At 65.4% G+C, this 25,521-nt stretch carries 22 protein-coding genes; 6 read left to right on the top strand and 16 right to left on the bottom strand.

The annotated features are described in order from the left end of the window. Nucleotides 1-175 precede the first annotated feature (175 nt). Complete coding sequence (locus IG178_RS14750; RefSeq protein WP_193213330.1) at nucleotides 176-1,114, top strand: NAD-dependent epimerase/dehydratase family protein; 939 nt, start codon at nucleotides 176-178, stop codon at nucleotides 1,112-1,114. Between the two features lie 138 nt (nucleotides 1,115-1,252). Here IG178_RS14750 and IG178_RS14745 read toward each other — a convergent pair whose 3' ends face one another. The 3 genes from IG178_RS14745 to IG178_RS14735 form a co-directional block, all read right to left on the bottom strand. Next, nucleotides 1,253-2,662 carry an efflux transporter outer membrane subunit gene (locus IG178_RS14745; RefSeq protein ID WP_193213329.1) on the bottom strand — a complete coding sequence of 470 codons (1,410 nt, stop codon included), beginning with the start codon at nucleotides 2,660-2,662 and terminating at the stop codon, nucleotides 1,253-1,255. A gap of 21 nt (nucleotides 2,663-2,683) precedes the next feature. Continuing rightward, complete coding sequence (locus IG178_RS14740) at nucleotides 2,684-5,842, bottom strand: efflux RND transporter permease subunit (RefSeq protein WP_193213328.1); 3,159 nt, start codon at nucleotides 5,840-5,842, stop codon at nucleotides 2,684-2,686. Nucleotides 5,843-5,936: 94 nt separating this feature from the next. Next, on the bottom strand, nucleotides 5,937-7,109 hold the full coding sequence (locus tag IG178_RS14735) for an efflux RND transporter periplasmic adaptor subunit (RefSeq protein ID WP_193213327.1): 1,173 nt from the start codon (nucleotides 7,107-7,109) through the stop codon (nucleotides 5,937-5,939). A gap of 125 nt (nucleotides 7,110-7,234) precedes the next feature. On the opposite strand from IG178_RS14735, the gene IG178_RS14730 reads away from it, so the two are divergent. After that, nucleotides 7,235-8,149 carry a LysR family transcriptional regulator gene (locus IG178_RS14730; RefSeq protein WP_193213326.1) on the top strand — a complete coding sequence of 305 codons (915 nt, stop codon included), beginning with the start codon at nucleotides 7,235-7,237 and terminating at the stop codon, nucleotides 8,147-8,149. A 4-nt stretch (nucleotides 8,150-8,153) separates the two neighbouring features. Here IG178_RS14730 and IG178_RS14725 read toward each other — a convergent pair whose 3' ends face one another. From IG178_RS14725 to IG178_RS14700, 6 genes are all read right to left on the bottom strand, one after another. Next, entirely contained in the window at nucleotides 8,154-9,425 is a 1,272-nt protein-coding gene (locus tag IG178_RS14725) for a DUF3472 domain-containing protein (RefSeq protein ID WP_193213325.1), read from the bottom strand. A gap of 46 nt (nucleotides 9,426-9,471) precedes the next feature. Next, nucleotides 9,472-10,770, bottom strand: coding sequence for a sulfatase family protein (locus IG178_RS14720; protein WP_193213324.1), 1,299 nt, complete (start codon nucleotides 10,768-10,770; stop codon nucleotides 9,472-9,474). A gap of 124 nt (nucleotides 10,771-10,894) precedes the next feature. Further along, complete coding sequence (gene guaA, locus IG178_RS14715) at nucleotides 10,895-12,418, bottom strand: glutamine-hydrolyzing GMP synthase (protein WP_193213323.1); 1,524 nt, start codon at nucleotides 12,416-12,418, stop codon at nucleotides 10,895-10,897. A 32-nt stretch (nucleotides 12,419-12,450) separates the two neighbouring features. Beyond that, a complete protein-coding gene (guaB, locus tag IG178_RS14710; protein ID WP_193213322.1) occupies nucleotides 12,451-13,905 on the bottom strand; it encodes an IMP dehydrogenase in 1,455 nt (484 codons plus the stop codon). A 66-nt stretch (nucleotides 13,906-13,971) separates the two neighbouring features. Continuing rightward, nucleotides 13,972-14,640, bottom strand: a complete 669-nt coding sequence (locus IG178_RS14705; RefSeq protein ID WP_226895458.1) for an HAD family hydrolase — start codon at nucleotides 14,638-14,640, stop codon at nucleotides 13,972-13,974. A gap of 9 nt (nucleotides 14,641-14,649) precedes the next feature. Continuing rightward, nucleotides 14,650-16,041: a UTP--glucose-1-phosphate uridylyltransferase gene (locus tag IG178_RS14700; protein ID WP_193213321.1), complete on the bottom strand. Its 1,392-nt coding sequence runs from the start codon at nucleotides 16,039-16,041 to the stop codon at nucleotides 14,650-14,652. 184 nt (nucleotides 16,042-16,225) lie between these two features. Between IG178_RS14700 and rpoN the strand changes: the two genes are divergently transcribed. Beyond that, a complete protein-coding gene (gene rpoN, locus IG178_RS14695; protein WP_193213320.1) occupies nucleotides 16,226-17,629 on the top strand; it encodes an RNA polymerase factor sigma-54 in 1,404 nt (467 codons plus the stop codon). On the opposite strand, the gene IG178_RS14690 is transcribed toward rpoN, so the two are convergent. Together IG178_RS14690 and IG178_RS14685 are read right to left on the bottom strand one after the other, a co-directional pair. Continuing rightward, complete coding sequence (locus IG178_RS14690) at nucleotides 17,626-18,177, bottom strand: GNAT family N-acetyltransferase (RefSeq protein WP_193213319.1); 552 nt, start codon at nucleotides 18,175-18,177, stop codon at nucleotides 17,626-17,628. The genes rpoN and IG178_RS14690 overlap by 4 nt on opposite strands. Further along, nucleotides 18,174-18,503, bottom strand: coding sequence for a DUF3820 family protein (locus IG178_RS14685; RefSeq protein WP_343225981.1), 330 nt, complete (start codon nucleotides 18,501-18,503; stop codon nucleotides 18,174-18,176). Before IG178_RS14685 ends, IG178_RS14690 begins: the two co-directional genes overlap by 4 nt. Nucleotides 18,504-18,621: 118 nt before the next feature. On the opposite strand from IG178_RS14685, the gene IG178_RS14680 reads away from it, so the two are divergent. After that, complete coding sequence (locus tag IG178_RS14680) at nucleotides 18,622-18,966, top strand: outer membrane protein assembly factor BamB family protein (protein WP_193213318.1); 345 nt, start codon at nucleotides 18,622-18,624, stop codon at nucleotides 18,964-18,966. An 81-nt stretch (nucleotides 18,967-19,047) separates the two neighbouring features. Here IG178_RS14680 and blaOXA read toward each other — a convergent pair whose 3' ends face one another. Beyond that, on the bottom strand, nucleotides 19,048-19,857 hold the full coding sequence (blaOXA, locus tag IG178_RS14675) for a class D beta-lactamase (RefSeq protein WP_425499867.1): 810 nt from the start codon (nucleotides 19,855-19,857) through the stop codon (nucleotides 19,048-19,050). Between the two features lie 97 nt (nucleotides 19,858-19,954). Then, a complete protein-coding gene (locus IG178_RS14670) occupies nucleotides 19,955-20,266 on the bottom strand; it encodes a putative signal transducing protein (protein WP_193213316.1) in 312 nt (103 codons plus the stop codon). Between the two features lie 109 nt (nucleotides 20,267-20,375). On the opposite strand from IG178_RS14670, the gene IG178_RS14665 reads away from it, so the two are divergent. Both IG178_RS14665 and IG178_RS14660 read left to right on the top strand, forming a co-directional pair. Next, the gene (locus tag IG178_RS14665; RefSeq protein WP_193213315.1) at nucleotides 20,376-20,651 is read left to right on the top strand and encodes a hypothetical protein; all 276 of its coding nucleotides are present in this window, start codon (nucleotides 20,376-20,378) and stop codon (nucleotides 20,649-20,651) included. 75 nt (nucleotides 20,652-20,726) lie between these two features. Beyond that, the gene (locus tag IG178_RS14660) at nucleotides 20,727-21,182 is read left to right on the top strand and encodes a hypothetical protein (protein ID WP_193213314.1); all 456 of its coding nucleotides are present in this window, start codon (nucleotides 20,727-20,729) and stop codon (nucleotides 21,180-21,182) included. A 19-nt stretch (nucleotides 21,183-21,201) separates the two neighbouring features. Here IG178_RS14660 and IG178_RS14655 read toward each other — a convergent pair whose 3' ends face one another. From IG178_RS14655 to IG178_RS14645, 3 genes are read right to left on the bottom strand one after another with little or no spacing between them, the layout of a single operon-like run. Continuing rightward, entirely contained in the window at nucleotides 21,202-22,896 is a 1,695-nt protein-coding gene (locus IG178_RS14655) for an ABC transporter permease (RefSeq protein WP_343225980.1), read from the bottom strand. Then, complete coding sequence (locus IG178_RS14650; protein ID WP_193213313.1) at nucleotides 22,893-24,380, bottom strand: ABC transporter substrate-binding protein; 1,488 nt, start codon at nucleotides 24,378-24,380, stop codon at nucleotides 22,893-22,895. Before IG178_RS14650 ends, IG178_RS14655 begins: the two co-directional genes overlap by 4 nt. 6 nt (nucleotides 24,381-24,386) lie before the next feature. Further along, a complete protein-coding gene (locus IG178_RS14645; RefSeq protein WP_193213312.1) occupies nucleotides 24,387-25,454 on the bottom strand; it encodes an ABC transporter ATP-binding protein in 1,068 nt (355 codons plus the stop codon). Between the last annotated feature and the right edge of the window lie 67 nt (nucleotides 25,455-25,521).

Raw genomic sequence — 25,521 nt, 5'->3', positions numbered from 1 at the left:
CTCCCCGCTCCCGACCCTGCCGATCAAATCAATTCGCCGATCAGCGATCGCACCCCACCCTAAGCCAGCCACCTGCATCACTTTTTTAATCCGAAAAAGATTTTTCATGCATTTTTCCGTGCATAATCGCGGAATCCGTAGGACCGTCGCCCCGGTCAGCTAAACTTCTCTCACCGTGAAAATCCTCATCACCGGCGGCTCCGGCTTCATTGGCTCTCACATTGTCGAACACTACCAGGGCAAGGCGGAGGAAATCCGCGTCCTCGACAACCTGCGCACCGGCTACCGCAAGAATCTCGACGGCCTGAAGCACGTCTTCATCGAGGGTTCCATCACCGACCGCGAGCTCGTTGCCAAGGCCGTCGAAGGCGTCGACTACATCTTCCACCTCGCCGCGATGGTCAGCGTGCCGGAGTCGATGTCGAAGCCCGGCGAGTGCGTCGACATCAACGTCCACGGCTTGCTCAACGTCCTCGAACTCGCGGCCGCCGCCGGGGTGAAGAAGCTCGTGTTCGCCTCTTCCGCGGCCATCTATGGCGACAATCCGTCGGTGCCCAAGGTCGAGGAGATGCTGCCCGAACCGAAGAGCCCCTACGCCATCACCAAGCTCGATGGCGAGTACTACCTCGACCTCTTCCACCGCGAACGCGGCCTCGAAACCACCGCCATCCGCTTCTTCAACGTCTTCGGTCCGCGCCAGGATCCCAAGGGGGCCTATGCCGCCGCGGTGCCGATCTTCATCGAAAAGGCGCTCCTCGGCGAAGACATCACGGTCCACGGAGACGGCGAGCAGACCCGCGACTTCATCTACGTGAAGGACATTGTCGGCGCCCTCGCGTTCGCCGCCGAAACCCCCGGGGTGACCGGTGTCTTCAACGCCGGCTACGGCGGCCAGATGACCATCAACGACCTCGCGGGCCGGATCCTCGACGCAGCCGGCTCAGGCTCGAAGGTCCTGCACGGTCCCGAACGCGCCGGTGATGTGAAGCATTCCCGCTCCAGCGCCGCCAAGTTGATGGCGGCCGGCTGGCAGCCCTGCCACCAGCTGGGCGAGGCACTCGCCGCGACGCTCGATTTCTTCAAAGGCGAGCTGGAAAGCCGGGCGGCGCGCTAACCGCCCCGGCAATCGGCGGAAGCGGCCGGGATGATCCGCAGCCGGGCGGCCTGTCATCACGGTTCCCCCCTCCCAGAAAGAACCGCGGCCAAGCCGCTCCTGCCACTGCGGATCATCGCGACCGCCTCGCACCGCGGGTCACCATCCGCCGCCCAAGGCCTTGTAGAGGTTCACCGAGTTCACCTCGCGCGCCAGCCGCAGCTGGATCAGCGCCTGCTGCGCGTTGTAGAGGTCCTGCTGGGCGGAAAGCACCTCGAAGTAGCTGTCCAGACCCTCCTTGTAGCGGGCGTCGGCGAGCTCGAAACGCGTCTGCTGGGCCTTCACCAATGCCGCGTTCGCCTCGATCCGCTCCGCCAGTCCCCGGCGCGCGGCAAGGCCGTCGGCCACCTCGCGGAAGCCGGTCTGGATCGCCTTCTCGTAGCGGGCGATCTCCATCCGCTTGCCGATTTCGGCCGACTCGAGGTTGGCCTTGTTCCGGCCACCGTCGAAGATCGGCACGCTCACCTGCGGGGCGAAGCTCCAGATGCCGGTGCCATCGGAGAACAACTTCGAAAGGCTGCCGCTCGCGACGCCGCCGCCGGCGGTCAGGGTGACGCGCGGGAAGAATGCCGCCCGGGCCGCCCCGATGTTCGCGTTCGCCGCCCGCAGCTGGTGCTCCGCTTCGCGGATGTCTGGACGACGCTGCAGGAGATCCGACGAGACCCCGGCCCGGACGTCGGCGACCAGCGCGCGGTCGAGCGACCTGCCGGCGGGCAGCCCCGATGGCAAGCTGCCTCCGGCGAGAAAGGCGAGCGCGTTGTTCACCTGGGCGACCTGCTGCCGGTAGCTGGCAAGGTTCGACTTCGCGGTCTGCACTTGGACTTCCACCGAGCGCAGGTCGAGTTCCGACACGTCGCCGGCGTCGTAGCGCCCCTTCATCAGCGTGTAGGTCTCGCTGAAGGTGTCGAGCGTCTGCCGGGAGAGTTCGATCTGCTCCTGCAGCGCCCGCTCGGTGAGGTACTGGTTGGCTACCTCCGCCACCAGCGAGATCTGGACCCCGGTGCGCGCGGCATCGGTCGCGAAATAACCCTCCAGGGCCGAGGTGTTCATGCTGCGGACCCGCCCGAACAGGTCGAGCTCGTAGGAGACCAGGCCCACCGAAACGTCGTAGGCGCGGGTTTCCAGCGCCTTGCCGCCGGTGGCGGACGAGCCTCCTGTCCGCTGGCGGACACCGCTGCCGCCCAGCTCGACCGCGGGGAAGAGCTGGCTACGGGAGATCCCGTACTGGGCCCTGGCCTGTTCGACGTTCAGCGCGGCGACGCGAAGGTCGCGGTTGTTCGCCAGCGCGGTGGCGACGATCTTTTCGAGCCGGGGATCGGTGAAAAACTTCTGCCAGGCGATGTCGGCGGGCACCTCGCCGCCGCTGTTGCCGGGGAAGTTGGCGGAAACGGGCGACGAAACCGTGCCGAGTTCCGGATCGAGGGAGCAGGAGCCGAGGACGAAGGCCACACCGGTCAGCGCGAAGCCGAGGGACAGCGGATGAAAGCCGGGGATGCGGGAAGATTTCATGGGATTGGTCGGATTCGGGTTTCAAGCGGGGTGGGTCTGCCCGTCGTCGAGGAAGGGAGCTTCCGGGGTTGCGGCGCGGCGACGGCCGAGGCGGTCGCTCAGGCGGCGGATGACGACATAGAAAACCGGCACCAGAAACACCGCGAGCACCGTGCCCGTGATCATTCCCCCGGCCACGCCGGTGCCGATCGCGTTCTGGCTGGCGGAGCCGGCGCCGGTGCTGATGACCAGCGGGACGACGCCGAGGACGAAGGCCATGGAGGTCATCAGGATCGGGCGGAGCCGGAGCTTCACCGCCTCCAGCACGGCGGCGACGAGGCCCCTGCCCTCCTTCTGCAGGTCGAGCGCGAACTCGATGATGAGGATGGCGTTCTTGGTCGAGAGGCCGACGGTGGTGAGCAGGCCGACCTTGAAATAGACGTCGTTCGGCAAGTCGCGGAAGGACACCGCGGCGAGCGCGCCGAGGATGCCGAGCGGCACCACCAGGATCACCGCCACGGGGATCGACCAGCTCTCGTAGAGCGCGGCGAGGCAGAGGAAGACGATGAGGATGGAGACGCCGTAGAGCATCGGCGCCTGGTTGCCGGAGATGCGTTCCTCCAGCGACTGGCCGCTCCACTCGAAGCCGAGGCCGGGCGGCAATTGCGCCGCCATCTTTTCCATCTCGTCCATCGCCTCGCCTGAGCTCATGCCCGGGGCGGCGCTGCCGACGATGTTCACCGCCGGGATGCCGTTGTAGCGCTGGAGCTGGGGCGAGCCGTAGGACCACTCGATGCGGGTGACCTCCGACAGCGGCACCATGCCGCCGTCGCGGTTGCGGACGTAGACCTTGCCGATGTCCTCGGGGCTCATGCGGAATGCCGCGTCGAGCTGCACGATCACCCGCTGGACCCGCGGGCCGTTGACGAAGTTGTTCACGTAGGCCGACCCGAAGGCGGTCTGCATGGTGGTGTTGATGTCGGCGAGCGAGACGCCGAGCGCGCTGGCCTTGTCCTGGTCGAGCTCGATCTTCATCTGCGCGGCATCGGCCAGGCCCTGCGGACGCACCTGCATCAGCTTCGGATTCTGCGCGGCCATGCCGAGCAGTTGGTTCTTCGCGGCCTCCAGCTTTTCATGGCCGACGCCGCCGACATCCTGCAGCCAGAAGTCGAAGCCGGACGAGGTGCCGAGTTCGGGAATGGCCGGCGGATTGAGCGGGAAGACGATGGCGTCCTTGATCCCGCCGAGGCCCATGAGCGCGCGCTGGATCACGGCCTGGACCTTGTGGGCCTTGCCCTCGCGTTCTTCCCAGGGCTTGAGGCGGATGAAGGCCAGCGCGGAGTTCTGCGCCTTCCCCGCGAAGCTGAAGCCGGCGACGGTGAAGTAGTGCTCGATCTCCGGCTGCTCCGCGAAATACGCCTCCGCCTTTTTCAGGACCTCGCCGGTGCGCTCGTCGGTCGCGCCTTCCGGCAGGGACATCAGCGTGAGGAAGTAGCCCTGGTCTTCCTCCGGCAGGAATGCGGACGGCATCCGCTGGTAGAGCGTGACCACGCCGCCGACGACAACCAGCAGGGCGAGCATGCCCACGGCGGTGCGCCGCAGCAGCACGCCGACCCAGCCCTGGTAGCGGTCGGTCATGCGGTCGAAGGTGCGGTTGAACCAGCCGAAGAAGCCGCGCTTGGCGTGGTGGTGCCCGGCGTCGACCTTTTTGAGCAAGGTCGCGCACAGGGCCGGCGTCAGCGTCAGCGCGAGGAAGATGGAGAACAGCATGCAGGACACCATCGACATGGTGAACTGGCGGTAGATGGTGCCGACCGAGCCGCCGAAGAAGGCCATCGGCAGGAACACCGCGGTGAGCACGACCGTGATGCCGATCAGCGCACCAGTGATCTGGCCCATCGCCTTGCGTGTGGCCTCCTTGGCGGGCAGGCCTTCCTCGCTCATGATGCGCTCGACGTTTTCAACCACCACGATGGCGTCGTCCACCAGGATGCCGATGGCCAGCACCATGCCGAACATGGTCAGCACGTTGATCGAGAAACCGAAGGCCAGCATCAGGCCGCAGGTCCCCAGCAGCGCGACGGGCACCACCAGCGTGGGGATCAGCGTGGCGCGGAAGTTCTGTAGGAAGAGATACATCACCAGGAAGACCAGCACGATCGCCTCCACCAGGGTCTTGAGCACCTCCTCCACCGAGATCTTCACGAAGGTCGAGGTGTCGAGCGGGTAGATCACCTTCACGCCCGGCGGGAAGTACTCCTGCAGGCGGTCGACTTCGGCGCGGACGCCCTCGGCGGTGTCGAGCGCGTTGGCGGTCGGCGAAAGCTTCACCGCGGCGGCGGCGGTCGGCTTGCCGTCGATGCGCGCCTTGATCGAGTAATCCTGGCCGCCCATTTCCACCCGCGCGACATCGCGCAGGTAGATGCGGGAGCCGTCTTGATTGACGCGCAGGACGATGTCCTTGAACTCGTCGACCTCGCGCAGCGTCGCGCGGCCCTGCAGGATGATATTGAGCTGCTGGCCTTCCACCGCGGGGAGCTGGCCGATCTGACCTACCGGCACCTGGGTGTTCTGGGCCCGGATCGCCTCGGAAATGTCGCCGGGTGTCAGCTTGAAGCTCACCAGCTTGTCGGGATCCAGCCAGATCCTCATCGCGTACTGGGTGCCGAACTGGATCACCTCTCCCACGCCTTCGACCCGGCGGATCGGGTCGAGCATGTTCGCGGCGAGGTAGTTGCCGAGGGCGATGTCGTCCATGCTGCCGTCATCGGTCGAGAGCGCGATGAACATCATGTAGTTCCGCGTGGCCTTCGCGACCACCACGCCCTGCTGCTGGACGGTCTGCGGCAGGCTCGGGGTGGCGAGCTGGACCTTGTTCTGGACCTGCACCTGCGCGGTGTCGGGGTTGGTGCCCGGCTTGAAATACAGCGTGATGATGGCGGTGCCGTTGGCGTCGCTGGCGGACGACATGTAGAGCAGGTTGTCGATGCCGTTGAGCTGCTGCTCGATCACCGAGGTCACGGTGTCGCTGAGCGTTTCCGCGGAAGCGCCGGCGTAGTTCGCGGTGATCGAAATCGATGGCGGCGCGACCGACGGGTACTGCGCGACCGGCAGCTTGGTGATCGAGATGATGCCGAGCAGGGCGATCAGGATGGAAACCACCCAGGCGAAGACCGGGCGGTCGATGAAGAAGCGGGCCATGGTGAATGGAGGTTAGGGAGAGGTGCAGACGGGACCACGGACGCGCCCGGAACGGGAGCGGCGGGCCACGGCAGGCGGGAGGCTTGGAAAGGGCTCAGCCTTTGTTCGAGAGCTGGGCGGTCTCTTTCCGGGCGGTGTCGGCGGGGGAGAATGGTTCCGGCACGACCGGAGCGCCGGGGCGGGCCTTGAGGTGACCTTCCATGATCACGCGGTCGCCGGCTTTCAGGCCGGAGGTCACGACCCAGCGGTCGCCGACGGCGTCGTCGGTCTCGATCATCCGCAGCTGGGCGTGGTCGGACTCGTCGACCACCATCACGCTGCCCTTGCCCCCCTGGACGCGGGTCACGGCGCGCTGGGGAACGGTGACCACGTTTTCCTTCACCGCCTGGATGACCCGCGCACGGGCGAACATGCCGGGCAGCAGCAAGCGGTCGGGATTGGGAAACTCGGCGCGCAGGCTGGTCATACCGGTCGACTCGTCGACGGTCGCTTCCGAAAAGAGGATCTTGCCCGGGAAGGAATACTCGGAGCCATCCTCCAGCAGCAGCGTCGCGGCGGCCTTGCCGGGTTCGATTTCCGAAAGTTCACCGCTTTTCATCGCCCGCTTCAGCGCGATCAAGTCGGTGCTGGACTGGGTGAAGTCGAAGTAGATCGGGTCGAGCTGCTGGATCACCGCGAGCCGGGTCGCCTCGTTCTGGCCGACCAGTGCGCCCTCGGTGACCTGGGCCTTGCCGACGCGACCGGAAATTGGCGCGGTGACCGTGGCGTAGCCGAGATTGAGTTCGGCGGTCTTGAGCGCGGCCGCGGCGGCCTTTTCCTCGGCCGCGGCGACTTTCACCGCCGACTCGGCATTGTCGTAGTCCTTCTTGCTGACCGCGTTGCTGTCGACCAGCGACTGGTAGCGCGAGAACAGGCTCTGCGCCTGCTGGTGGCTGGCTTCCGCCCGGGCCAGGGCGGGCGCCGCGTTTTCCCGGGCGGCTTGCAGCGGGGCCGGATCGATCTTGAACAGCAGGTCACCGGCGGCGACATCGCTGCCCTCGCGGTAGCTCTTCTCCAGGAGAATCCCGGAAACCCGCGCGCGGACCTCGGAAGTCCGGAACGCGTCGATCCGGCCCGGGAGCTCGCGGGTGATTTTCACCGTCTCGGCGACCGCCGGTTGGTAGGTCACCGCGGCCGGCGGCATCTGCGGGGCGGCGGCGACCTCCTCCTTGCTACACGAAGGAAGCAGCATGAGGGTCGTCAGGGGCAGGAAATGGATGGGTCGCATGGTGGAAGGGGTTGGAAACCGGATGAAACAGTTGTTTCGAATGAGTGTTAGTAAACACCAGATCCGGCCCGGCGGAATGACTTTGAAGTTTCCAAGCTGGTAACCTGAGGTTACCAGTCCCCGCGATGGAGCTGAGGCACCTGAGGTATTTCGTGGCGGTGGCGGAGGAGCTGAATTTCCGCAAGGCGGCCGAGCGGCTGAACGTCACCCGGCCCGCGCTCAGCAAGCAGATCAAGGACTTGGAAGAGGACACCGGGGTGAAGCTGCTGAACCGCGACACGGTGAGCGTGTCCTTGACCGATGCGGGATCGGTCTTCCTGCGGGGCGCGCGGCAAATCCTGGACCAGGTCCAGCAGACCATCCGACTCGCACGCGAGGCCCAGGACGGGCGCCAGGGGGAGTTGCGGATCGGCAGCGTCGGCCAGATTGCCGCCGGCTTCCTGCCCGAGGCCCTCAAGGCTTTCGGCGCGGAGTTCCCCGGCGTCGAGGTACTGTTCGTCGAGATGACCCCCGCCGAGCAGTTGAAAGCATTGGCCGAGGGCCGGATCCACCTCGGCTTCGCTTACGGCCGCGAGGTCGACCAGTCCCCCGGCCTCGCCAGCCTGCGCCTGGTCACGTCGATCTTCGGCGTTTCCGTTTCGAAGGAACACCCGTTCGCCTCCCGCTCCTCGCTGTCCCTGCGCGACCTCGGCAGCCAGTCGCTCCTGTGCCTCGGCGAGGAGAACTCATCCGCTCACCGGCGCAGCATCGAACGGATCTTCGAGGAAGAGGGCGTGAAGCAGGCCGCAATGCGCAAGATCAGCGGCTTCGAAGCCTTACTGACCATGATCGCCGCCGACCAAGGGGTCTCGCTGCTGCCCGAGGTGCTGGATCTCCGCAAAAGCCACGGCATCACCACGATCCCGCTGGACCTGGAGAAAGCGCAGCCGGACTTCACGATGTGGGCCGTCTGGAAGAACAACGACCCCTCGCCGCTGGTGCGGAACTTCGCCCGCATTCTCAGGACCAACCGCGGGCACCCGGGCTCCGCTCCGGACTAAGGGCTTACTTGGAAAGTGCCTTCAGCTCCGCATCACCGGGATGACGACCTTCCGGGCCGGGGATCTGGAGGGCATCGTAGGCCTTGGTCACCGCGCCCGGGGTGTCGTCCTCGACGAATCCTCCGTTCGCCAGATAGAAGCGCTTGCCGTGGACGCCGGCACTGCGGTCGAGACGCATCTCCTTGCCGTGGCCGTCGTGGGTGAAGCGGGCCCCGGTCAGCGGGAACCATTCCCCGCCCTTGCTGCGGATCCAGCCGTTGCTGAATTCGCAGACCCGGCGCTCGTCGCCGTTCTGGCCGCCGAAGTTCTCGTTGAAGGAGTACAGGCCGTGGAGGTACTTGCCATCCTTGGGCGCGCGGAACGAGGCCACCAGGTTCCAGTCCTTGGCCTTCGAGTCACGGAACCAGCCGGTGTAGGTTGTGATGTCACCTTCGGCCTCTGCCCGCATCAGGAAGTGCACGGTGTCGCCGAGTTTCCACGGATAGACGAGGTGGCTGTGGCCGCCCGTGCCCTCGTTGCCGAAGTCGCCGGCGTTCACCTTGTCGCCCTTGGCGAGAAGTTTCACCCGGTTGTCGTCGCCGACCTTGCCGCGGTCGACCGCCTCGTTGCCGGCGTCCCACACCGAAAAGATGATCCGCCTCTCGGTCGGGCTGTTGACCTGCATGCCGAAGTAGCCGCGGTGCCAGCCGGTCGCCATGTAGTAGCTCCACAACGGCTCGGTCTTCGGGGTGACTTCGAGGTAGAACCACTCGACCTCATCCTTCACCGGGTCCGGGACCGGGTAGCCGAGATGAACGGACGCGGAATTCCGCCGCTCGACGTTCGAGAAATGAGCCGACGCCGATGCCGGGCCGTCGACGACCAGCGCTTCCAGCTCCGGCAGCTCCCGGCCGTCGCCCTCAAGACTAAACTTGTAGTAGCCCGGCTTCGGAAGACTCAACTTTCCGAACGAAACGGTGTCTCCCCCGGTCGTGCCCTTCCTCTTCCAGGAAGCGGCCTTCTCTCCCTGCAAGGAAACGGTGATTCCCAGCTTCGCCTGCTTTGACACCTTCCCTTTGGTCTTCAGCGAAAGCTCGATGTCCCCCTTTTCGGAAAAGTGTCCGTACCACGCCAGGCGCGTCCCCTCATCCCAGTGGGTGAGCACGCCGTCCCCCCCCCGGCGCACCCCGCGATTCGGATCAGGCGAGCTGTAAGCCGTGAACGCCGGAACCTCGACCGCGCCCAGCGCTTGCGCCAGAAGCAGGCCAAAAACATATCGTAAAGCGCATTTTTTCATGTAGGAGATTTGCTTTACTGCCATTTACGTCAATCCCTTTCACGCCTCATGGATTCCACCAGGCGTCCAGGGCCGCCCGCATCCCGGCCATCGATGGCGGGGCTTCCGGAGCGAGGTTGGACGTCTCATGGGGATCGGCGACGACATCGTAGAACTCCACTTTCCCGCCCGCGACGTTCGCGGCATGCGGCACGATCAGCTTGTGGCGGCCATCGGTGATCCAGCGGTAGCGGAGACTCGATGCCGGCACGTCGAGGTCGACCGCGTCGTGGGTGAAACACGCGCCGGGGATGAACTCGCGCCCGTCCACCGCGGCGGCGTCGGTGAGATCGATCCCCGGCAAGCCCGCCGGCACCGGTACGCCGACGGCCTTGAGCAAGGTGGGCATCAGGTCGACCGAGGTGACCGGCTTGTCCCGGCGGACCGGCTCGATCTTGCCCGGCCAGCGGATCATGATCGGCGTGCGCAGGCCGGCGTCGTACTGGGTCATCTTCGACCGCAGCGGCGGATGCGGCGAACCGGGATTCTGGATCCAGCCGTTGTCGCAGAGATAGACCACGATCGTGTTCTCCGCCACGCCCTGCTCGTCGAGATCGTCGAGCAGCTCGCCGCAGGTCCGGTCGAACCACTCGACCATCGCGCGGTAGCGGGCGACGTGGATCGATGCAGTGGTCTCCCGGTATTTCGCCAGCAGGTCGGCCGGCGGGGTGTGCGGGTCGTGCGGCATCAAGGGCGCGTACCAGACGAGGAAGGGCTTCTCCTCGCGCTTCGCGGTGGCGATGAAGTCATGGATCGGCCGCATCGTCTTGCGGCCGATTTCCAGGCCGGCGTCACCGTGGCGCTGGCCGGTGGTCATGCCGTGGGTGAAGCCGCCGCGGGAGAAATGGCCCTGCCACCACTTGCCGCTCTGGAAGCTCAGGTAGCCGTGCCCGGCGAGCAGCTTCGGCAGGGTCGCGACCTGCTCGAGCTGGCTCGCCATCTTCTCGCGCCCCTGCTTGAAGGCGGCCGTCTGGTAGCGCGCCGGCCCCTTCGCGCCGCCCAGCGGCGGGTCGTTGCTGGTGATCTTGTGCTGGTGCGGGTAGAGCCCGGTGACCAGCGACGCGAGGCTCGGGCAGCAGACGCTCGACGGGACGTAGCCGCGCGGGAAGACCAGGCTTTCACCCGCCAGCTTGTCCAGCCGCGGCGTCTCGATCTCCGCGTGCCCCATGAACCCATAGTCAGTCCATGCCTGGTCGTCGGAGATGATCAGGACGATGTTCGGCGGGGCAGCGTGGAGGGAGGCGGCCAGCATCCAGATGACGGCCATCGCCCCGGAGAGCAGGAATCGTTTGGCGGAATGGATCATGACCCATCCTAACGGCACCTCGCCGCGGAAGATTGCAAACCATCCAACCATCCAACCATCCAACCGTCCAACCGTCCAAGCCGACTAAAGTCGGCGCTCCCTGCCTACGGCAAATCTCACACCCTCACTCCCACTCGATGCTCGCCGGCGGCTTGGTCGAGATGTCGTAGAGGACGCGGTTGATGCCTTTCACCTCGTTGAGGATCTTGTGGCTGGTCTCGCGCAGGATGTGATACGGCAGCTCCACCCAGTCGGCGGTCATGGCGTCTTCGGAAATCACCGCGCGCAGGCTGGTCGCCCACTCGTAGGAGCGCTCGTCGCCCTTCACGCCGACGGTCTTGACCGGAACCAGGGCGGCGTAGGACTGCCAGACCTTCTCGTACCAGCCGTGCTCCTTGAGCTTGCCGATGAAGATGGCGTCGCACTCGCGGATGATCTCGAGTTTCTCCTCGGTGATGTCGCCCGGGCAGCGCACCGCGAGGCCGGGACCCGGGAACGGGTGACGCCAGAGGATGTCGTGAGCGATCCCGAGCAGGGCCCCGAGGGCACGAACCTCGTCCTTGAAGAGTTCGGCCAGCGGCTCGAGCACCTTGCCCTCGGCCTGCAGCTCGAGGATGCGGTCGACCCGGTTGTGGTGGGTCTTGATCTTGGAGGCCTTCGACTTCGCATTGGACGCGCTCTCGATGACATCCGGATAGAGCGTTCCCTGGGCGAGCATCTCGGCATCCCCGACCGCGTCCCAGAAGGTGTCGATGAAGAGTTCGCCGATGATCTTGCGCTTCGCTTCCGGGTCGGCGACGCCCTTGAGGGCCGTGAGGAAGCGTTCCGAGGCGTCGATGGTCTCGATCGCCACACCCATGCGGTGGAAGTTGTTCTGGACCTCCTGGGTCTCGTTTTTCCGCATCAGCCCGTGGTCGACGTAGATGGCGCGGACGTTGACGCCCGCCTCATGGAGCAGGACCGCGAGGACCGTGCTGTCGACCCCGCCGGAAACGCCGCAGACGACCTGCTTGTTGCCGACCTTCTCGCGGATGCCCTCGATGATCTCCCGCTTGAAATCGTCGATCCGGAACGGCGCGAGTTCGCCGCAGGTCAGCAGGAAATTGTGGAGGATGCGGTTGCCCTCGTGGCTGTGGGTGACCTCCGGGTGGAACTGGATGCCGTAAAAGCGCTCGCCCCACTTCAGCGACACCGGCGTGCCGTCCTGGTTGGCGGCGAGGACGCAGGCGTTCTCCGGCAGGTCCTCGACGGTGTCCGAGTGGCTCATCCAGACCTGCGACGAAGCGGAGATCCCTTCGTAGAGGCCCTCGCACTCGACCGGCTTGAGCATGGCGGGCCCGTACTCGCGGCGGTTGCTCGCCTTGACGCTGCCGCCGAACTTGATGTTGAGCAGCTGCATCCCGTAGCACACGCCGAGCACCGGCACACCGAAGGCTTCCAGCGCGGCGAAGTCGAGATCCGGGGCATCCGCTTCCGAGGTGCTCTTCGGCCCGCCGGACAAGATGATCGCACCGGGTTTGCCGATGTCCGGGAAGTCCTCGAGCGCGTAGAGCTTGGCGAAGTAACCGAGGTCGCGGACGCGACGGACGATGAGCTGGGTGTACTGCGACCCGAAGTCGAGGATCGCGACGTGATTGATTTCCTGCATGGCCGAAAAGGGAGTCGAGGGGAATGCCGGGCTCAGGCGAGCGGCTGGTAGTTGGTCGGTTCTTCCGTGATCACGATGTCGTGGACGTGGCTTTCACGCAGGCCGCCGGGGGTGATGCGGGTGAAGGTGGCCCGCTCGCGCAACTGCTCCAAGCTCGAAGCACCGACGTAGCCCATGCCGGAGCGGAGCCCGCCCATCAGCTGGAAGATCACGTCGGAAAGCGGGCCCTTGTAAGGGACGCGGCCTTCCACGCCTTCCGCAACGAGCTTGCCCGAGCTGTTCTGGCCGTAGCGGTCGCCGGACCCCTTGCGCATCGCGCCGAGCGATCCCATGCCGCGGTAGGTTTTGAAGCGACGGCCCTGATAGTAGACGCTTTGCCCCGGGCTCTCGCGGGTGCCGGCGAGGATCGATCCCAGCATCACCAGGTCGGCCCCGGCGGCGAGCGCCTTCACCACGTCGCCGGAGTAACGGATCCCGCCGTCGGCGATCACCTTGACCCCGCGCTCGCGGCAGTAACCGGCGACGTTCTGGATCGCGGTGAATTGCGGCATGCCGACCCCGGCGATGACCCGGGTGGTGCAGATCGATCCCGGGCCGACGCCGACCTTGAGCGCGCTCGCGCCCGCCGACACCAGATCCTTGGCACCCTGCTCGGTGACCACGTTGCCGGCGACAACCGGGACATCGGAAAGCGATCGCAGTTTCGAAATCACCTCCATCACCCGCGAGGTGTGGCCGGTGGCGGCGTCGATGAACAGCGCGTCGGCCCCGGCATCGATCATCGCCTGGCCGCGCTCGACGCAATCCGGTCCCACGCCGACCGCGGCACCGCAACGGAGCTGCCCGGCCGGGTCCTTCGCGGCGTTGGTGAAAGTGATCCGCTTCTCGATGTCGGAACCGGTGATCAGGCCGACCAACTTGCCGTCGCCGTCGACCAGAGGCAGCTTCTCGATCCTGTTCTGGTAAAGGATCCGGCGGGCTTCCTCGAGCACCGTGGAGGCAGGAGCCGTGACGAGCTTGTCGCGGCAGGTCATCACGTCCTCCACCTTTGCGTCGGCGCGGTCGAGGTAGCGGACATCGCGTCCGGTCACCATGCCCTCGAGCCGGCCCTCCGCATCCACCACCGGGAAGCCGGAGAACCCGTGTTCGGCCATGATCGCGAGGACCTCGCGGACGGTCTGCTCCTTGCGGACGGTGAGCGGCTTGCGGATCACCGCGCTTTCCGAGCGCTTCACCCGCGAAACCATCGACGCCTGCTCTTCGATCGAGCAAGCCCGGTGGATCACCCCCATGCCGCCCTCGCGGGCCAAGGCGATCGCCAGCTCCGTTTCGGAAACGGTGTCCATGGCCGCCGAAACGACCGGAAGATTCAGCCGGATTCCGGCCGTCACGTGGGTCGAAATGTCCGATTCCGTGGGCAAGATCTCGCTCAACGCGGGAACGAGAAGCACGTCGTCGAACGACAATCCGAGAGAAATATCCGCCATGGCGGAGTCAAAAGAGGCGCCCACCCGCTGGCAAGAGCGAATCCCGAAAAGAGATCGCCTGGCCGATTATTTGTCGGCGAAGTCGAGCGGTGCCGGGATTGAAATCACCGTCATCCCCGCCAACTGCGCCGCCATCACGCCAGCCGGCGCGTCTTCCAGAACCAGGCAGCGCTCCGGAGCGACCCCGAGCAATTCCGCCGCCTTGAGGAAGATCTCCGGCGCCGGCTTGCCCACCGTCACGTCGTCGGCCGTGACCACTTCATCGAAGACGTCCGAAACATTCACCGCCTGCAGCGTCTTCTCGATCACCAGCCGGCTGCCGCCGGTCGCGATCGCCATCGGCAGCTTGCCGCGCAGGCTCTGGGCGAAAGCGGCGACTTCATCGATGACCTCGATCCGGTCGAGCTTGGTGAGGAAGGCCTCGCGCTTGGCGAAGGCGACGGACTCCGGATCAAGTTTCAACCCGTACTCATCATTGAGTTCTACCACGATATCCTTGGTCGGCCGCCCGCCCATCGCATAGAACACATCTTCCTTGAAGATATTACCCGCCCCATAAAGGGCAAGAGCTTCACACCATGCCTCGAAATGATAAGGCATGGAGTTCACCAAGGTCCCGTCGCAGTCAAAAATAACCGCGTCGAAACCCTCCGCCGACAGTGTGATTTCGCCAATGGTCGCCATGTGCGTAGTCCGGGTAACAGCCCCCCCTCGAATAACAAGGCTGCAAATCAAAAATGTCCGTCAGATAGGAAATTCCCCATCCTCGTAAATACCAGCCAACACCGTTTTCGGATCGGATCCGGAGGCCGAAAACGCCACTTTTCCTTTCAACACCACCCCGTCGGCAAAGCGCAGCGGGCCTTCGATTTTCAACTCCTCGCAAGCCTCGAGGGACGGAGCCCCGAGCACCCCGATGGCATCGACGAGCTTGTAGGAGTCGTCCAATTTCACCACCGGAGGGACCCCGTGGCGCGATGCCGCCAGCTCGACCCGGCCATCCGCGCCGATCTCATAGGCATCCGAGCGCAGCGCGAACAGGTCGGCGGTCGACTTCACCGGCGCGAAGCGCGAGCGCGGCACCTCGATCGCCCGCGCCCCCTCGAAGCACTCGATCGCCGCCCCCATCGCCACTTCCAGCTGGATCACCGGGGTCGACGCCTTGTCGCGGGGGTCAACGGTCTTGCGGTTGCGGATCATCGGCAGCGGCAGCACGCCGCCGCCTTGCTCCAGGCGCTCCTTGAGGAGATCCAGCCGCAACCAGATCGAGTTGGTGTTGAAGTACCGGTGCCTGTCGATGTCCTGGAAAGCGTCGAGATCACCGTCCGGACACTGCGCCACCTCGCGCAGCAGGAGCCGGCCATTGTCGCGGCGCACCGCCAGATGCCCGCCCTTGCGGTCGGCCGGCGTGCGGCGGGTTACCTCCATCAGGAACGGCGCCCCGGACTCGGCGAAGTGTTTCAGCAGTCCCGGCTCCAACACCGCGCCGAGATTGTCGGAATTCGAAACGAAGGCGTATTTCACCCCGTCCGCCAGCAGCCGGTCGAGCCAACCGCTGCCCACCAGCGCCGGGTAGAGGTCACCGTGCCCCGGCGGGCACCACTCGAGGGACGGATTCGCCGGCCATTCGACCGGAGCAAGCGTCGCCTCGTCGATCTTCGGCACCTGGTTCTGCATCAACTCGACTTCCGAGGCCTCGGCAAAACCGCCGTCGGCGTGACGCCCGAGATACTCCAGCGTGTCCTCGCTGGTGCTGAAGCTGTTCATCAGCAACAGCCGCACTTTCGAGCCGCTCTTCTCGCGCAGCGACACCAGCTGGCGCACAATCAGATCCAGGAAATTCACTCCCGGCCGCACCTCAAGGACGCTCTTCACCTTCTGCAGGCCCATGCTGGTACCCAGCCCCCCGTTCAGCTTGATCACCACCGATTGCGAAAGCAGCTCCGGATCGAACTCCGCGGCACCGGGCTCAAAGGCAGGAAGTCCGTCGGCAGGCTGGATCGTCTCTTCAGGGATCAAGCCGCTCTCCTCGCGGCAAAGCGCGTCATAATTGTAGCGGAACGCTTCAATCGCCGACTCCATCACGCCGGCGGCGCGCATTTTCTGCTCGAAAGGTCCGAAATCTCCTTGTTTCATCGCTGGTGCTTGAGGGACATGCCCGCCGGAAACTGACCGGCGTGTCGGGCTTCACGCCTCGCCTCCCACACTTCGGGCAGAGCGGCAAGAAAAATATTTTTGGCCCATGGCACAAAAATTGCTGCAATCCTGAACCTCCTCGGCTTTATTCCCGGCGTCCGCGAGATCCGCGGAATTTTTTGCCATGGCCGATGCCTCGCTCCATCAATCGCTCGGACAGCAACAGTCGCTGGCCCCGCAGATGCGACGCAGCTTGGAGATCCTCCAAGCCAACTCGATGGAGTTGCAGCAGCTGGTCCAACAGGCGCTCGACATCAACCCGGTCCTCGAGGACATCACCGAGTCGATCTCGCTCGACGAGAACTCCCCGGATCCCGAGGAAGCGGATTCGCTCGACCACCTCAACGAGACCGACGACGACTGGCGCGACCTCGAGATCATGGAGCGCCGCGCCAACCCGCGCAGCACCGACGACGAGGAGCGCCGCGAGCATCTCTACAACTCGATCGTCGCGCCGGAAACCCTCCAGCAGCACCTGTCCCACCAGCTGGACTTTTCGCTGGTCGATCCTGACGTGAAGGAGGCGACACGGCAATTGCTGGGCAACCTCGACCCCCGCGGTTTCCTCGACCTGCCCGCCCTCGAGCTGGCCTCGCGGCTGGGCATTCCGAAGAAGTCGATGGAGGCCGCGGTCAAGCTCCTCCAGTCCTTCGATCCCCCGGGCATCGGCGCCACCGGCATCCAGGAGTCGCTGCTGTTGCAGCTCGAGCGTGCCGGCGAGGGCAACAGCCTGGAATACCGGATCGTCCGTGACCACCTCGAGGAACTTGCCCGCAAGCGCTACCCGCAGATCGCCCGGACGCTCGGCACCAGCGTCGAACGCATCTCGGAGGCCGCCTCGCGGATCGGCAGACTGACCCCGAACCCCGGCGGCGACTTCGACCCCACGGGCAATCCCTACATCCAGCCCGATGTGGTCATCGAGAAGGTCGACGACGGCTTCCGCGCGCGGCTGACCAACGAGTATCTGCCCAAGCTGAAGATCAATGATTTCTACAAGGACATGCTGGGCAAGACGACCAATGACCGTAAGGCCCGCCATTTCCTCCGCGAGAACATCCGCGAAGGCCGCACCCTGATCCGTTCGCTGTCGCTGCGCCAGGAGACGATCCTGTCGATCGCCGAAAAGCTGATCGAGCACCAGCCGGCCTTCCTCGCCAAGGGCCCGCGTTTCCTGCGGCCGCTGACGATGAACGAGATCGCCGACCAGATCGACCTCCACGCCACGACCATCTCGCGCGCGGTCGCCGGGAAGTACGTCCTCACGCCGCACGGACTGATGGAGATGCGCGCCTTCTTCGCCGCCGGCTACCAGACGGCCGACGGCACCGAGGTTTCCAATGCCGGCGTGCGCGAGGCGATCCAGGACCTGGTCCACAAGGAGGATCCGGCCAAGCCGCTGTCGGACGACGCCCTGGCCAAGCAACTCAAGGAGCAGGGCATCCCGGTCGCCCGCCGCACCGTTGCCAAGTACCGCGAGCAGCTTGGCATCCTGCCTTCGCACCTGCGGAAGACCTTCTCGAGCTAGGCGGGCACCCGGGAGTAGACCCGGGTATCACGCGGCATCCCCGCCAGGTTCAGACGCTCATTGCGGAGGATTCCCTCAAGTTCGAATCCCGCGTTCTCGGCCAGCCGCCAGCTCCGCCGGTTTTCCTGGTCCGTCGTCAGGAACACCCGCCGCGCGCCAAGAGAGGAAAGGGCAAACTCCGCCAGCGCCCGGACGCCTTCCGTGACCAGCCCACGCCCGCCGTGGCCGGATCGCCCCCAGTAACCGACCTCGAAACAGCGCAGCTCCCAGTCAGGATCGTGAAGCCCCGAGCCTCCGACCATGGCGCCGCCTTCCTTGAGGAAAAAGAAAGCCATCAGGTCTTCGCCCGACAGGAACTTCTCATGAGCCCTCCGGCACGAATCTTCCGACTCCTCCGGAGTCGGCGGTGGACTCACCCACCCCAGCCACGGACGCAACTGATCCAGCGATTCGTGGATCGCCCGGTTGAACACGGCGCCGTCGCCCGGCCGCGCCGGCCGGACGATCAGCCGCTCAGTTTCGATCAGGTCCGGAAATGCCACTTTCATCCGACGCTTCCTCCTTCGTCGGGAAACCGCACCTCGCGCTTGCGCTTCTTGCGCAGGGTCACCCGCCCTCCCACCGCCTGGCGGATCGGGTCGAACAGGCTGTCCATGCCCACCGCCTTGACCTCCAGAACGACCGCCATCAACTCGCCGAGCCGCCCCTTCGGAAACCCGCGGTCATGGAACCAGCTGAGGTACTCGATCGGCAGGTCGTAGATCGGCATCCCGGCGGGCGGGCATGCCTCGCGGCCGAACTTGCCGAAGGGCATCCGCGTCCGCGAAATCTCGTCCAACAGGTTCCGGAAGTCCTCTCGATCGATCTCGGTCACCCCGCGAGACTACACGGTTTCCACTCCCGGCCCACCTTCGAAATCCTGCCGCCGCGGCTACGAAATGCATCGCGGACTGGAATCGCAGGACAAGCGCGGTGCAGCTAGGGTCCGCCCGATGAAAGACCGCATTTACCTCGGGATCCACAAGCACGTCGTCTGCATCGACCAGCGTTCCGGCGAAGAAATTTGGCGCACCGAACTGAAACGCTCGCATCTCGTCACCGTCGTGCTCTGCGACGACATGGTCATCGCCCACGCCGGCGGACATCTCTTCGGTCTCCGTGCCTCCGATGGCCACCTGCTCTGGAAGAACGAACTGGCTGGCCTCGGCTACGGCTACTGCATCATTGCCAGCGACGCGGCGACTTCCGCCGAGACCGCCGCGGCCCTCCAGATCCAGCAAGCTCAGGTCGCCGCAGCCGCGGCAGCAGCTGCAGCCGCGGCATCATCGTCCTCCTAACCGATCGCTCCAAGCAGGAGACCAAGGATCCGGAACTTGGTGATACCCTTCTTGCTGGATCGGCGTCCGGCCCGGCAGGCCCTACGACGGTTCCCTGGACGCCTCCAACAAACCCATCGCAGCCAGGATCTCCCGTCCCAGCGCCTCCCTCTTCGCCGCGTCGCCGGCGCCATTCATGTCCATGTTCAGGGCGAAGGCGTGGACCTTGCCCCGGTTTTCCACCCAGCCGACCCACCATCCGATGCCAGGGTCCGGGGCATTCTCCCAGCCCGACTTGCCGAAGAGGGCCCAACCTTCGCCGGACTCCAGCTTCACAATGTCGCGCGTCGCCTGCTGCAACCCGGGCGGGAAAGGCAGCTCTCCGGCCGCCAGTCGCGCGAGGAAGCGGACTTGCTCCACCGCGCTGATCTTCAGCGGACCATCCAACCAGAACCGGTCGACCTTGGTGCCGATGTCGCCGTTCCCGTAGCCCAGCTTCGTCACCCCGGCTTGCATCACCTCCAGCCCGGTCCGCCGCGCCAGTTCCTGATAGATCGGGACGCAGGAGATCTTGATGGCATCCCTCAGGCTCATGTCGTGCTCCCAGGCTTCGAACGACTGCGGCTTGCCACCGTAGGGCAGCACCTCGTCCACCGACTTCACCGATCCCGCCTGCAGTCCGATCAGGGTGTTGGGGATCTTGTAAGTGGATGCCGGAACGTAGCGAGTCTTCGCACGCTTCTCATCGTGGCCCGAAAGTTGACCCGATCCCACATCGAGAACCACGAACGTGCCCGAGACCTCCTCGCGCTCGAAAGCCTTGGCCGCCGCCGCACTCTCCACCCATTCCGCGGCAGAAAGCCGCATTCCCAAAACAGCAGTAGCTCCAATGACAAGCCAAGCGGATCGCATGAAGGAACCCAAGCACCGGGGTGTGCCGGATGCAAACGGAACGCCACTGAAGCCCGCACCTGCATCGACGTCCCACAGGCCGCCTTCGTCGAGCCCTTCACTTACCGAGCGGACCGCCACACTTCCAACATTCCGCGAAGGTCCCCGGGCTGGTTTCCCCGCAGCTTGGACAAGTGAGTTCTTCCTCCACCTCCGCGGGGCGGCTGGCCAGGTAACCGCGGATGATCTCCACCGCCCGCTCGACGTCGCTCTCGTCGACAACGCACAAGGCGGGCGCGAATTCGGTGATCGCGATGGCCGTCGCCGAGAGGTCCTCGTTTCGGACGAACGTGGCGATGCCCGCGGACTCCAACAGGCCCTGGAGATGGCCCACCGTCGCCTTGTCCTGATTCCGGAATAGTTCAATCATGATGTTATGGGACCTAACCCATAGCCGATTTTCCCGAGCGATCAAAGCGGCATTCGATGGTGCAGCGCCGGGCCTTGCCGCATCACGGCCCGAACCTTAGCCTGCCACCATGAAGCGCCTGATCTTGCTCCTCGGAATCATCGTCGTGGTCCTCGCGGTCGCCAATCCGAACGAAGCCGCCTTCCGCGAGCACATCCGGGAAAAGCAGGGCATCGCCGGCTCCCTCGGCATCGCCGTGACCGATCTTCTGGCCGGCGGCAAGGGCGGCATCCGGCGCGACAATTACCTCGTCGCCAGCCGTTTCTACATCGGCGGCGACGGCATCCTCCCCCGCCAGGACCTCGCGTGGGGTGTCGGTGGCATGTTCTTCGAAAACAGCAACTGAGCGACGCCAGTTGTCCGCCCCGATCCTCCATCTCGTGGCTTTCCTTCCGTCCGCTGCACCCGGTAGCATGACCCCGTGAATCCACCCACCACACGCCTCCAGCCGACGACCCGCCTGCACCCCGCCGGCGGCTTCGATCCCTCGCTCCGTCACGCCGGCCAATGCCTGCTGTGGGGATGGATCCTCATCGGCGGGGCCTGCGTCATGGCGCTGGTACCCATCGTCGGGTTCCTGGCGTGGATCATCGGCCCGCCCCTCATCGTGGCGGGATTTGTCCTGGCCGTCATCGCCATGACCAAGGGCCGTACCGGCGGCGGCATCGGGCTTTTGCTGTTCTCGCTGGTCGTCGCCCCGGCCACCCTCTTGTTCGCCCCGATCGTTGTCACGATGATCGGCGGCGCCGCTGCCAGCGCGGCAGGTGCCGGCAAGCTGCCCAAGGCGAGCCCGCCGCCGGGCTTCGTCCCCGCCGACTTCGACCCGCAAACCGACGACTACCCGGTGGAAGTCGAGGACAACGGGACGGGCGAATGATCCGGTCATTCCCCGGGACCTAAACCCGGAACAAGCCGCCGCGTTTTCCGGCCAACACGGCCGCTCCGGTGATCGCGATCGCCAGGAAGACCATCGCCCACACGCCGAGAGCGGCGGCGAGCTCGTGGCCGTCGCCGAGCGAGGAAAGCAGCATGTAGATCGTCTTCGTGATCGGATAGTGCTCGGTCTGCTGGGCAAGGATCAGGCTGTCGCTGACCTCCAGCATGGCGAAGGCAAAGGCGAGGATGCCCCCCGCCGCAAGGTTGGCGCCGATCAAGGGCAGCGAAACCTTCCGCAAGGTCCGGAACCATCCGGCACCCAGCGAACGGGCGGCTTCTTCGAGGGCGGGGTTGCTTTGCTGCAGGCCGGCCACCGCCGAGCGCACGACATACGGCAAGCGCCTGACGGCGTAAGCCACGATCAACAGCATTGCCGGGCTGCCGTCCTTGCCGATCAGGAAGTAGAGCGGCCGGCCTTCCTGGGAAAGCGCGAGGTAGCCGAAGGCCAGCACCAGCCCGGGCACGGCAAGCGGCAGCATCACCAGCGCATCGAGCAGGGCCCGGCCCTTGATGGTGCTCCGGACGATCACCCAGGCGATGACAATCCCCAGCACCAGGTCGATCAAGGTGGCTCCGGAAGCGTAGATCAGGCTGTTCTTGATCGACGGAACCACGAAGGGGTCGCCCAGCGCGTCGACGTAATGCTCGAAGGTCAAGGCGAGCGGCAGCACCGTCTGATACCAGTCGTCGGAGAGGGAAAGCAGGACCACGCCGAGGTGCGGCAGAGCGGCCACCAGGAACACGAAGCTGAACACCATGGTGCAACCGAGAGAGCGCAATCCGGTCAGTTTGACCTCGCCGCCACGGCCCTTCGGGCGCGGCTGGCTGCCCGATGTCTGACGGCCGAATAGCGCCTTGGTGACGCCGAACACCAGCGCCGAGATGACCAGGATGATCGCCACCAGCGCATAGGGGGCCGGATTGCCGGACAAGTCCTTGATGCCATCGAACACCTGCACCGGTGCCACCCGGGTGTAGTCGAAGACCAGCGGCACCCCCAGTTCGGTGAATGCCCAGACAAACACGATCGCCGATCCCGCGAAGATCCCCGGCATCGCCAGCGGCAGGGTGACCCGCCACAAGCGCCGCGCCGGCGGGCAGCCGAGGTTTTCCGCCGCCTGCTCCATCGCCGGGTCGAGGTTCGACAGCGCCGCGGTGATGTTCATGTAGAGAATCGGATAGAGGTGCAGCGCGTTCATCGCGACGATCCCCCAGAACCTGCCCTTCGCCAGCCAGTCGACCGGGCTCAGGGGATTCATGATGCCGGCGTCGATCAACAGCGCGTTCAGCGATCCCTCTACCCCGAGCATGTGCTTGATCCCGATGGCCCCGACGAAAGGCGGCAGCACCAGCGGGATCAGGATCATCACCCCGAGCGCACCGCGGCCGGCGAAGTCGTAGCGGTGCGAAAGCAATGACAGCGGGAAGGCGATCAGGAAGGTCGCGAGCGTGCTTGCCAAACCCAGCGCGAGGGCATTCCAAAGACCCTCCCGATAGACCGGATTGCGGAAAACGTCGCCGACGAAGGCGAAGGTCAGGGTTCCGTCCGGAAGCCGGAACGCTTCCCCGATCACCGAGACCGCGGGATACAGGAAAAACACCGCGAACAGGACGCTGACGATCGCGGTGACGGTGATGGCAGCCTTCCGGTTCACAGGCGTCCTCCTTTCGCGGCGAGCGCGGCCGCTTCCTGGTAGTTGGCGCGGAAGGTCGCGGAAATGCCCGACATCAAGCGCATGGTCGCCAGCGGGTCCTTCTTGGCCATCAAGGGAACGATCTCATTCATCAGGCGATCGTAGGTGACGTGGGAGACGTCGAAGAACACCCGCCCGCCCGCACTTTCCTCGAGCGGCACCGCCATGCTCTGGTGCAATCGCATCGTCTGCCAGGCACCGGTCATCTCCTGGTGCGGATCGATGCACATCGCCCGGAAAATCTGAGCCAGGGCCTTGAAGGCCGGTCCGGTCAACTCCTTGCGATACTCGAAGCCACCGCCGCGCTCGTAGGGCAAGGCATCGGGATCGGAGAAGTTCGCCAGCAATTCCGTCGTGTAGAGGTCGCGGCGGATCGGCAGGCGACGCGGCGAGGTCTCCCGCGGGCCACCCGGCGTGCCGACCTTCAGGTTCCACAGCAACTGGCCCTCGCGGCTGAGGCAGAAGGCAACGAACTCCTGGGCGATCTCCGCGTTGGGCGCACCGCGCAGCACCGCGACGGGATCGACGCTAATCGACGTGCCGCCGTGCGGTGCCGTCCACACCAAGCGCGATGGACCGCGCTTGCCGAGTTTCTCGGTGAAGGAGCGGCCGTAGAAGTCGATGCAAGTTCCCGCGGCGGCGTCGCCCTGGGCCACGTCGTGGGGCACCTTGCTGGCGGAGTCGGTGAAGTAGCGGGCGTTCGCGGCCAGCCGCTGCAGCAGGTTGAGGCCGTTCTTCCAACCCTCCTCGCGGCTTTCCGGCGAGTCGCCCTTTTCCTCGATCACCGACTGCATCTGCTCCTGGATCATCAGTTCGAACATCCGCCCGACCGATCCGCTCTTGGTCGGATCCGCCAGCGCGAGGTAGCCGGCATAGGCCGGGTTGCCCAGGTCCGCCCAACGCTGGGGAGGCAGCACCCCGAGACGCTTGATGGCGTCGCGGTTGTAGCAGATGCCCATCTGGGAAAGACAGCACCCGACCCAGCGGTGCTCCGCGTCATAGTAGTTCTCGCCGGTGAACGTTGCCGGGATGACATCCTCCGCGAACAATTCGGGATGCTCGTCGAAGACGGAAAGCTTCACGAAGCGCCCCTTCTCCGCCTGGGCCTTGAAATCCGGCTCGCCGCCGCCGAAGAACACATCGATTCCTACGCCAGTATTACCGATCTCATCCGCCGCTTTGTACGAGCTTTCCAGCACCCGGGCGATGTCCGAGGTGCCGCCCGGGATGCGCCAACCGATGTTGAGCGAACGCCCGGTCTTTTCTTTCCAGTGGCGGGCAAAGGCCTCGCCGAACTCCGAGCGGATCGTCTCGTTGTGAGGCGTGATGATCACCAGCTGATCGTCGCCTTGGCCGACCCGCGCCAGTTCGGAATTCCTCCGCAACACGATCGGCGCGGCGATCACCGACACCAGCAGGGCCAGGATGGGAAGCAGTCGTCGCATGGCAGGTCAGGCTTCAAGCACCACAACGTCCGAATGACGGGCAGAGATCTTCACCACCTCGTCGCCGGGTTCGCGGACCAGCAGCGGATTGAGCTCCACCACCTGCTGCGATCCGATCGCGGTCTGCACCACGTACTGGATGCGCTGCCCGAGGTAGCTGCGCTCGATGATCTTCCCGGTGATTCCATTTTCGCCGGTGGCGGGATCGATCCGCCAGGCTTCCGGACGGACCGACAAACGGACCTCTTCCCCGGGGCCCGGCACCCAGCCCTCGCGGGTCAGGCGGCCGACCAGAGGACCACCCGGGGTGTCGACCATCACGAATCCTCCCCGCACCTCGAGGGTGCGCCCCCGGATCAAGTTGGTCTCGCCGATGAATCCGGCCACGAAGGCCGTGACGGGGTTCCGGTAAACATCCTCCGCGGTGCCGAGTTGCTCAATCCGGCCGCGGTTGAGGACGGCCATCCGGTCCGCCATCGAAAGCGCCTCCTCCTGGTCGTGCGTCACGTAAACCGCGGTCAGCCCGCCCTCCTTGACGATGCGGCGGATTTCCCGGCGCATCTCGATCCGCAACTTGGCGTCGAGGTTCGACAGCGGCTCGTCCAGCAACAGGCATTTCGGCCGCACCACCAGGGCGCGGGCCAGGGCGACCCGCTGCTGCTGGCCGCCGGAGAGCTGGTCGATCCCGCGCTCGCCCATCCCCGCCAGGTGCACCAGTTCCAGCGCCTCGCCCACCCGCTTGCGGATCTCGGCACGGTCGACTTTCCGCTCCTCGAGGCCGAAGGAAACATTCCGCTCGACGCTCAGGTGCGGCCACAGGGCGTAGCTCTGGAACACCATCGCCGCCTCGCGCTTGTGCGGCGGCAACTTGGTCACGTCCTTGTCGCCGAAGGAAATCGTCCCCGAAGTCGGCGTCTCGAGACCCGCGATGCAGCGGAGCAGCGTGGTCTTGCCGCAGCCGGAGGCCCCGAGCAGGAAGAACAGCTCGCCCCCGGCCACTTCAACGGACACGCCATCCAGCGCCGTGACGCTGCCGAACTTCTTGACGATGGAGGTGGCTTGAATCGAATCCATGAGGCGTGCGGCCATGCTTTCCGGGAGGCGGGAGCATGCAAGCGGGAAGCATGCCTGAAAAGAAATC

Origin of the sequence: Neoluteolibacter marinus, from assembly GCF_014904755.1 — a bacterium.
In the GTDB taxonomy this organism is placed as follows: Bacteria; Verrucomicrobiota; Verrucomicrobiia; order Verrucomicrobiales; family Akkermansiaceae; genus Haloferula; species Haloferula marina.
The sequence above is the reverse complement of the archived record's forward strand: the minus strand, read 5'-3'. Positions and strand labels throughout refer to the sequence as shown.

Bases quoted from the DNA above. Each gene is read 5' to 3' on its own strand.
- IG178_RS14730 (WP_193213326.1), top strand. From the start codon at position 7,235: ATGGAGCTGAGGCACCTGAGGTATTTCGTGGCGGTGGCGGAGGAGCTG.
- guaB (WP_193213322.1), bottom strand. From the start codon at position 13,905: ATGGCGGATATTTCTCTCGGATTGTCGTTCGACGACGTGCTTCTCGTT.
- IG178_RS14665 (WP_193213315.1), top strand. From the start codon at position 20,376: ATGAAGCGCCTGATCTTGCTCCTCGGAATCATCGTCGTGGTCCTCGCG.
- IG178_RS14735 (WP_193213327.1), bottom strand. From the start codon at position 7,109: ATGCGACCCATCCATTTCCTGCCCCTGACGACCCTCATGCTGCTTCCT.
- IG178_RS14670 (WP_193213316.1), bottom strand. From the start codon at position 20,266: ATGATTGAACTATTCCGGAATCAGGACAAGGCGACGGTGGGCCATCTC.
- IG178_RS14700 (WP_193213321.1), bottom strand. From the start codon at position 16,041: ATGAAACAAGGAGATTTCGGACCTTTCGAGCAGAAAATGCGCGCCGCC.
- IG178_RS14645 (WP_193213312.1), bottom strand. From the start codon at position 25,454: ATGGATTCGATTCAAGCCACCTCCATCGTCAAGAAGTTCGGCAGCGTC.
- IG178_RS14650 (WP_193213313.1), bottom strand. From the start codon at position 24,380: ATGCGACGACTGCTTCCCATCCTGGCCCTGCTGGTGTCGGTGATCGCC.
- IG178_RS14725 (WP_193213325.1), bottom strand. From the start codon at position 9,425: ATGAAAAAATGCGCTTTACGATATGTTTTTGGCCTGCTTCTGGCGCAA.
- IG178_RS14720 (WP_193213324.1), bottom strand. From the start codon at position 10,770: ATGATCCATTCCGCCAAACGATTCCTGCTCTCCGGGGCGATGGCCGTC.
- rpoN (WP_193213320.1), top strand. From the start codon at position 16,226: ATGGCCGATGCCTCGCTCCATCAATCGCTCGGACAGCAACAGTCGCTG.
- IG178_RS14690 (WP_193213319.1), bottom strand. From the start codon at position 18,177: ATGAAAGTGGCATTTCCGGACCTGATCGAAACTGAGCGGCTGATCGTC.
- IG178_RS14680 (WP_193213318.1), top strand. From the start codon at position 18,622: ATGAAAGACCGCATTTACCTCGGGATCCACAAGCACGTCGTCTGCATC.
- blaOXA (WP_425499867.1), bottom strand. From the start codon at position 19,857: ATGCGATCCGCTTGGCTTGTCATTGGAGCTACTGCTGTTTTGGGAATG.
- IG178_RS14745 (WP_193213329.1), bottom strand. From the start codon at position 2,662: ATGAAATCTTCCCGCATCCCCGGCTTTCATCCGCTGTCCCTCGGCTTC.
- IG178_RS14740 (WP_193213328.1), bottom strand. From the start codon at position 5,842: ATGGCCCGCTTCTTCATCGACCGCCCGGTCTTCGCCTGGGTGGTTTCC.
- guaA (WP_193213323.1), bottom strand. From the start codon at position 12,418: ATGCAGGAAATCAATCACGTCGCGATCCTCGACTTCGGGTCGCAGTAC.